5 protein-coding genes are annotated in these 6,823 nt (G+C 50.5%); 1 reads left to right on the top strand and 4 read right to left on the bottom strand.

Annotated features, from left to right (window positions below):
- Positions 1-1,336: 1,336 nt before the first annotated feature.
- Complete coding sequence (locus BUA28_RS15180) at positions 1,337-1,927, top strand: peroxiredoxin family protein (RefSeq protein WP_072768979.1); 591 nt, start codon at positions 1,337-1,339, stop codon at positions 1,925-1,927.
- A gap of 116 nt (positions 1,928-2,043) precedes the next feature.
- Here BUA28_RS15180 and BUA28_RS15175 read toward each other — a convergent pair whose 3' ends face one another.
- From BUA28_RS15175 to lolA, 4 genes are read right to left on the bottom strand one after another with little or no spacing between them, the layout of a single operon-like run.
- Positions 2,044-2,754 (bottom strand): DUF6781 family protein, encoded by a 711-nt coding sequence (locus tag BUA28_RS15175; protein WP_072768978.1) that lies wholly within the window; start codon positions 2,752-2,754, stop codon positions 2,044-2,046.
- A 37-nt stretch (positions 2,755-2,791) separates the two neighbouring features.
- Positions 2,792-4,150 carry a serine--tRNA ligase gene (serS, locus tag BUA28_RS15170; protein ID WP_072768976.1) on the bottom strand — a complete coding sequence of 453 codons (1,359 nt, stop codon included), beginning with the start codon at positions 4,148-4,150 and terminating at the stop codon, positions 2,792-2,794.
- A gap of 37 nt (positions 4,151-4,187) precedes the next feature.
- A complete protein-coding gene (locus BUA28_RS15165) occupies positions 4,188-5,504 on the bottom strand; it encodes a replication-associated recombination protein A (protein ID WP_072768975.1) in 1,317 nt (438 codons plus the stop codon).
- Positions 5,497-6,120 carry an outer membrane lipoprotein periplasmic chaperone LolA gene (gene lolA / locus BUA28_RS15160; protein WP_072768973.1) on the bottom strand — a complete coding sequence of 208 codons (624 nt, stop codon included), beginning with the start codon at positions 6,118-6,120 and terminating at the stop codon, positions 5,497-5,499. The genes BUA28_RS15165 and lolA overlap by 8 nt, the downstream gene beginning before the upstream one ends.
- Positions 6,121-6,823 lie beyond the last annotated feature (703 nt).

The raw sequence follows: 6,823 nt of genomic DNA, 5'->3' as shown, positions 1-6,823 counted from the left end.
TCCGCCGCTGCCGCCATTCCCAGTCCGGAATACAATGCGGTCGCCACAATCCCAACTATGGTTGCTGCTGCTTTGCTACTCATATCTCCCCCCACTTGATTGCTGAATACAGTACGAGCCAATAATTCCAAAATTTTACGACCTTTGACTGGTCCCACGGACTGGCTTCCAGATCATTTTTGTTTAGCTCGGCGCCTACCTGATAGCCGGGAAAAAGCATCCTGATTACCGGATGTTTTCTGCCTAATAGCCATGTTGCGAATGTCGGTAATTGTGTTATTCTACGGCCTTATGCCGATTTTAAACATTAAGAATAATGGCATGCCCATAAGTTCAAAGTTTCAACTGAAAACAAAAATTTGTTATGCGCAGTCATTAATAAAATCTAAACAATTAATTTCCTGATTAATACTCAATACCGGATCATCAAAACAGGAAACGAACGAAAGCTCATCAAACCGGGTTACGTTTATATCATGAAAATTTTATGTACTATGCTTATCGTATTAAGCATAGTACATAAATTGCCGAAATTGCCTTAACCCATATTTTATGCGGTTTTCAGGCTGAAATTATTCCGATTTTCTGTTGGCGCCGATCAAATTTCTTCAGAATTTCACAACATCTGTTTCAACTATTATCCGAATCGCCACTACTGAAACGGAAAAATTCTACCACAGCAAAATGGAGCGTACAAGAAAGAAACTTTATCCCGTTAAGCAAAATTAATAATGCCCCTATTCTAAAAAACGGTATTTCCCCCTCTTCTGATTGTGGTAATTTTACCCTATTTGAATTATGGTAATACGAGTATTCAGGCGCCGATTTATCCTTTTGGCATAGCGCGGCCCCGCTTCGTACGGCGCAGTTTACCATTGAGCTTGCCATTGTTGAATCTCAATCGTTATTTAGATGATTAGATGGGTCCAGATAGCAAAAAAATGAAACAAATGAGCTTGCGCTGAAGCTCGAGCGGGTTGTGGCGAAAGGGTACCGATGAAGATGTGGCTCCGCCTATCAGGCTGAAACGTGAAATGCCCAAATTCATGACAGCCAGGCTTGATCAGTGGCGTCCCTCTGATTGCTATCGAAGAAAAATCGCGCTTGCTTGACGAAGCAAGCGGGTTCCGCCTATTATTGCAGCGGCAAAAAGAAGTGAGGAAGTGCTTCGAAAAACATGGATAACAGCAAATCCGCGTTCCGGAATTTCATAATACTTGCATCAGCCCACCAAACCGGGCTCCTTATTATAAAACTGGAGAATTTCGCGGCGATGCCATTTCTGTTTTAATTATTCAGCAGTTTTATTTGATGAGATTTTCCAGAGGGTATGAGAATGGCGGAAACCAGTAACGCCGCTACGGCAAGCGTGGCTCCGGAGCTACAAACGTCAGGATGGCTCAATACACCCAAACCAATTACGCTTGCCTCGCTGCGGGGGAAAGTGGTTGTATTGCATACTTTTCAGATCTTTTGTCCCGGTTGCGTACAGGTAGGTATTCCGCAGGCGCAGAGAATATACCAGGAATTTGATCCTGCTCGCGTAGCTGTGATCGGACTGCACACGGTTTTCGAACATCACGCCGTGATGGGCCCCGACGCCCTCGAAGTATTTATACATGAGTATCGGCTGCGATTTCCGATTGGTATCGACAAGTATGATGGCGAACCAAAAGGCGTTCCCTTGACCATGCACGCTTATAAGATGCAGGGCACGCCAACGCTGATTCTGATCGACAGAACCGGGCACATCCGTCTGCATAAATTCGGACACGTGAGCGACCTTACGATTGGATTCTCGATCGGTGCGCTGCTTTCCGAAGAAATTGATGAATCCTCTGGAGCGGCTGAAGCTAGCCCGGCAAGTGAGGCCGTTCCAGCAAGTAGTGGAAGTGGCGCTTGCGATGCGGACGGCTGCAGTGTCTGATTTGCAGGTTGAATAAAGCTATTGCAGGGCCTGTTCTTTTAACGGGAAGTCAATGCCGCCATTCCAATGATCAGCTGGTGGAATTTTTCCCGAACCGCTCACTTACAAAAAATTAGTTAACCTCGATCTGCCTTGGGTATATCGTCCGGTTTAACGCGCTCTGCAATCTCGGCAAGTACCCCGGCAGTTGCCTCACGCATCAGATTGGTGATGGCATGAGTCAGCTCAATGCCCGCCTCTAGCTGGTTCTGTCCGACCGAGGTTATCTGTTGATTAAAAACCATGAGGGTGTCCTTCACCTGAGAACCAACTGCGGTCCCGTTGCGTTTGGCGTGATTAATCAAATCCCCCAAGGTTTCCTTCACCAGTTCCTGAGCGGCGGAAGCCGATGCCTGCACGATATCCAGAAAAAGGCCCTCAACACTTTCCAGTTCCGCGCGGGCGCGGGTAAGCTCCTCATTTGAAAATTTTTGCGCCCGGCCTGCGGCCTCCTCCAAAGCCAGCTTTGAAGCTTCTGCAAGCTGCGCGAGCGCGGCATCCAATCCAGCGACTGCGTCGCGTATAGGCTCAAGTACTGTTTGCGTCTGCGCAGGTGTTTGTTGCAGCTTTTGCTGAGCGCCTTCACTCACTCCTTTCATCACCGCCGTCACCACCTTCCGTAGCGATTTCTGATCCTGGTCCTCCCTACTCAAGGCTTTCACTGTGAAGTCCCGTACTTCTTCGCGAACGTTATTTCCCTGCGCAATGCTGTTGCGCACTTTGGCCTCTAGCGCGGATGTATCCGAAATTGTGTCAGGAGAAGCTTCACCGCCAGTTACGTTCTGCATGATAAAAACCCCCTAAGTGATGTGAAAAAATAGTGTTCTATGCTGTAAGCCGAACAAGGCCGCCCATATAAGGGTGCAGAATTTCTGGAATGGATACGCTCCCATCGGAATTTTGAAAATTTTCCAGAATCGCCACCAGCGTCCGTCCCACCGCCAACCCCGAGCCATTGATGGTATGCAATAATTCCGGCTTGCCTTTTTCTTTACGAAAGCGTGCCTGCATGCGCCGCGCCTGGAATGCTTCGCAATTACTGCATGAAGAAATTTCGCGAAAAGCATTCTGCTCCGGCAACCAGACTTCGATGTCGTATGTTTTGGCCGCCGAGAAACCCATGTCGGCCGTGCACAACGCCATCACGCGATAAGGCAATTCCAGTTTCTGAAGAATCGTTTCCGCGTGACCGGTCAACTCCTCCAGTGCTTCGTAGGAATGTTGTGGATGCACAATCTGCACCAGCTCTACCTTCTCGAACTGATGCTGCCGGATCATGCCACGCGTATCCCTGCCATAGCTTCCCGCTTCTGAGCGGAAGCATGGCGTATGCGCCGTGAGCTTGATGGGAAGCGATTCGAGAGCAACAATTCGATCGCGCACCATATTGGAAAGCGGAACTTCGGCAGTGGGTATCAGATACAGATCATCATCTTCGGGCTGATAGGTCGAATTACTCGTTAATGCATCTTGATAATTCTCTTGCCCCGAAAGAACTTCAACCGAACCAGCTTTTTTTCGAGGGATCTCGAACAGGTCCTCCTTGAACTTCGGCAACTGCCCAGTGCCCCGCAAACTTTCCGCATTGACCAGATAGGGGACATATGCCTCAGTATAGCCGTGCTCCTGTGTATGTGTGTCCAGCATGAATTGCGCGAGAGCACGGTGAAGCCGTGCGAGCGCGCCCGTCATCAAGCTGAAACGTGCGCCGCTAAGTTTCGTGGCGGTCGGAAAATCCAGCAATCCCAGACCTTCACCTATGCTCACATGATCTCTCACCATAAAATCGAATGCCCGCGGGGTTCCCCAACGACGTACCTCCCGATTATCGGCTTCATTAATGCCCTCCGGCACGCTGCTATGGGGCAGATTGGGAATCTGCAGCAATATTTGCTGCAACGCGGCTTGAGTCTTTTGTAGCTGAGCTTCCGCCTGTCTTAGTTCGTCGCCAAGACTAGCCACCTCCGCAAGGATACTCGAAACGTCCTCCCCTCTGCTTTTGGCGTTACCAATCTGTCTGGAGGCGGCATTTCGCCGCGCCTGAAGCTCCTCCGTATAGGTCTGCAGATTCTTTCGTTCTGCCTCCAGGGCACTGAATTCCGTAGTGGGAAAAATATAATTACGGGTGGCGAGAACCCTGGCCACGTGGGCCAGATCGGTACGCAACAATTGAATGTCTAACATCCTAACTCCAAAAAACGTTTGCCGGGCAATAACAGCCTTATTTAGATTTTTTCTTTGCCTGTCTGTCCAGCTCGCGCAAGTGCGTCAGCCTTTCGGATATCTTACTTTCAAATCCCCGCATGACGGGCTTGTAAAATTTAATCTCCGGTATGCCTTCCGGGAGATAATTTTCTCCCGCGGCATAAGCTTCGGGATCGTCATGAGCATAGCGGTAGTCTCGTCCGAAGCCCAGATCCTTCATGAGGCGGGTAGGTGCGTTGCGCAAATGCTCAGGTACGCGGCGCGACTTATCACCGCCGATAAAAGATCGGGTTTTATTATACGCAAGGTAGGCGGCATTGCTCTTGGGCGCGCAAGCGAGATAAAGTGCTGCTTGCGCCAAAGCCAATTCCCCCTCGGGGCTGCCCAGCCGCTCATAAGTCTCCGAGGCATCGAGCGCTACCCGTAATGCACGCGGATCGGCCAGACCGATGTCCTCCACCGATGCTCGAATCAAGCGCCGCGCTATGTAGCGTGGATCGGCGCCTCCGTCCAGCATCCGGCACATCCAGTAGAGCGTCGCGTCCGGGTTAGAGCCACGCAGCGATTTATGAAGCGCTGAAATTTGGTCGAAATATTCATCTCCGCCTTTATCAAAGCGGCGCTGGGCGCGAGAAAGTGCATTATGCACATACTCCGCCCCTATTTCCGCAATTCCCTCGGTCGTCGCTGCAGTTTTTATCTGCTCGAGAAAGTTGAGCAGGCGCCGCGCATCACCGTCCGAATATTCGATCAATAAGCGTCTAGCGTCATCGGCAAAATTCAATCCCTGCAATGCAAAATGCTCCGCTCGCTTGAACAGCGCAGCGAGCTCATCTTCGGATAAGGCAGTGAGGACATAAACCTGTGCCCGGGATAATAATGCGCTATTAACCTCAAACGAAGGATTCTCGGTGGTGGCGCCAATGAATGTCACCAATCCCTGTTCGACATAGGGTAGAAACGCGTCCTGTTGCGATTTGTTGAAGCGATGCACCTCATCCACAAACAGAATCGTGTGACGTCCGGATTGCTGCAACACGGCCTGCGCGCGTTCAATCGCTTCCCTGATATCCTTGACGCCCGATAACACCGCCGACAAGGCGATGAATTCAGCGTCAAACGCCCTCGCCATCAGTCGCGCCAGTGTCGTTTTGCCAGTGCCGGGCGGCCCCCACAGGATCATCGAATGCAGCTTGCCAGATTCAAACGCAAGACGTAGCGGCTTGCCCGGACCGAGCAAATGCGGCTGCCCAACAACATCCTTCAGTTCATGAGGACGCAACTGCTCGGCGAGCGGCGCGGCGGCTTCACGTTGCCCGAACAGGTCAGTCACTGATCACGTCCGCACCTTCCGGTGGGCTGAAATTGAACAATTCCGGCGCAAGCCTGGGGTTTTGTTCCACTCGGGTAAAGGTAAGCACCGTAGTCTGGCCAAAGTTATCATGCAACTCCATGCTCTTCAGGGTGCCCTCCGGCGCGAACCCCAGGCGTACCCATTCAAACGTGCTTTCCTTGGCTTTGGGTTTGGCTTCCAGCCATTCTGTGCCTCCCAGCAAGCCGATTTCTGTTAGATCGAAATTATTTTCAATATCACTGCTCCCCGCAAGCAATGCCGCAGGGCTGCTGCCGATAGCGACATCCAGCTTGCGCACTGTTACCTGATTAAGATCGCGATCATAAAACCATATGCGGGAACCATCGCCGACAATAAGCTGCTCGTACGGTTTCTCGTAAATCCATCGAAACTTGCCCGGACGCTCGAATTGCATTGTACCGCCGCCTTTTTGCACCGCACGTCCACTTCTGTCGAGAACAGTCTGTAAAAATACCGCTCTAACAGTACAGGTATTATGAATAAAATTCTTGAGACTATTTATCGCACTTGCCTCGGCAGCGGCGCTAAATAAAAAGAACAGGAGAAAAAACCAGCATCGTTCCGAAAAATTCATGAGTATTTCCTGGCGTAAAGGATCAAAAAACAGCTGTTCTGGTCGGCGTGGTGGGCTCAATTCACTTGCTTGACCTGCAGCACGGCGGAGCCCGGAACTGGAAACCGGAACAGGAAGCGGCTTACCGCTGCGGTAGTGATTTTAACGCTTCTGCTCCTCCAGAGTCATAAACCTCCGTTAAATGCTTCCTGTAGCCGTCTGTAGTCCTCACTGCCACCCCCACCGGGGAAAGTCCACATCAAACATACAAAGTAAACACCTGTCGTTCAAGATCCCTAATTCCGGTTGCACAAACTATTTGCAATATTCTTCTGCTAAAAATCAACTACCAGCTTTCGAAACCACGTACTTTGCGCAAGGTTTCCGCGGCCCGGTGCGCGCTCTGACGGAGCACGCCGTTTTTAGGAAGCCTGGCTTGCCAGTATCCTCTGCAAGCGCTAATTCAAGTCCATTACCAACACTTCTCTTATGGGAGGCTACATCATGCCGCATCAAAAAGAATGGGAACTCGATGTAAGCAGTAAAGTCTAAATTTCGCTGGCGGAAACTAATCGTTGCCGCCAACTGAATGTTGGAAGTTATTCTCAACTGTCAGAGGAGGAAACAAGATGGCAACAACACTAGGAACGTCGGGTCACGCCAAGGCAAGTGGTCGCGACTACGACATGTCGGAGTGGTATGACTCGAGGTGGTACAAATTCGG

The sequence above is a fragment of the Nitrosospira sp. Nsp11 genome (assembly GCF_900142705.1).
Taxonomy (GTDB): Bacteria; Pseudomonadota; Gammaproteobacteria; order Burkholderiales; family Nitrosomonadaceae; genus Nitrosospira.
Note: the sequence above shows the minus strand (reverse complement) of the source record. Positions and strands in the feature narration are given on the sequence as shown.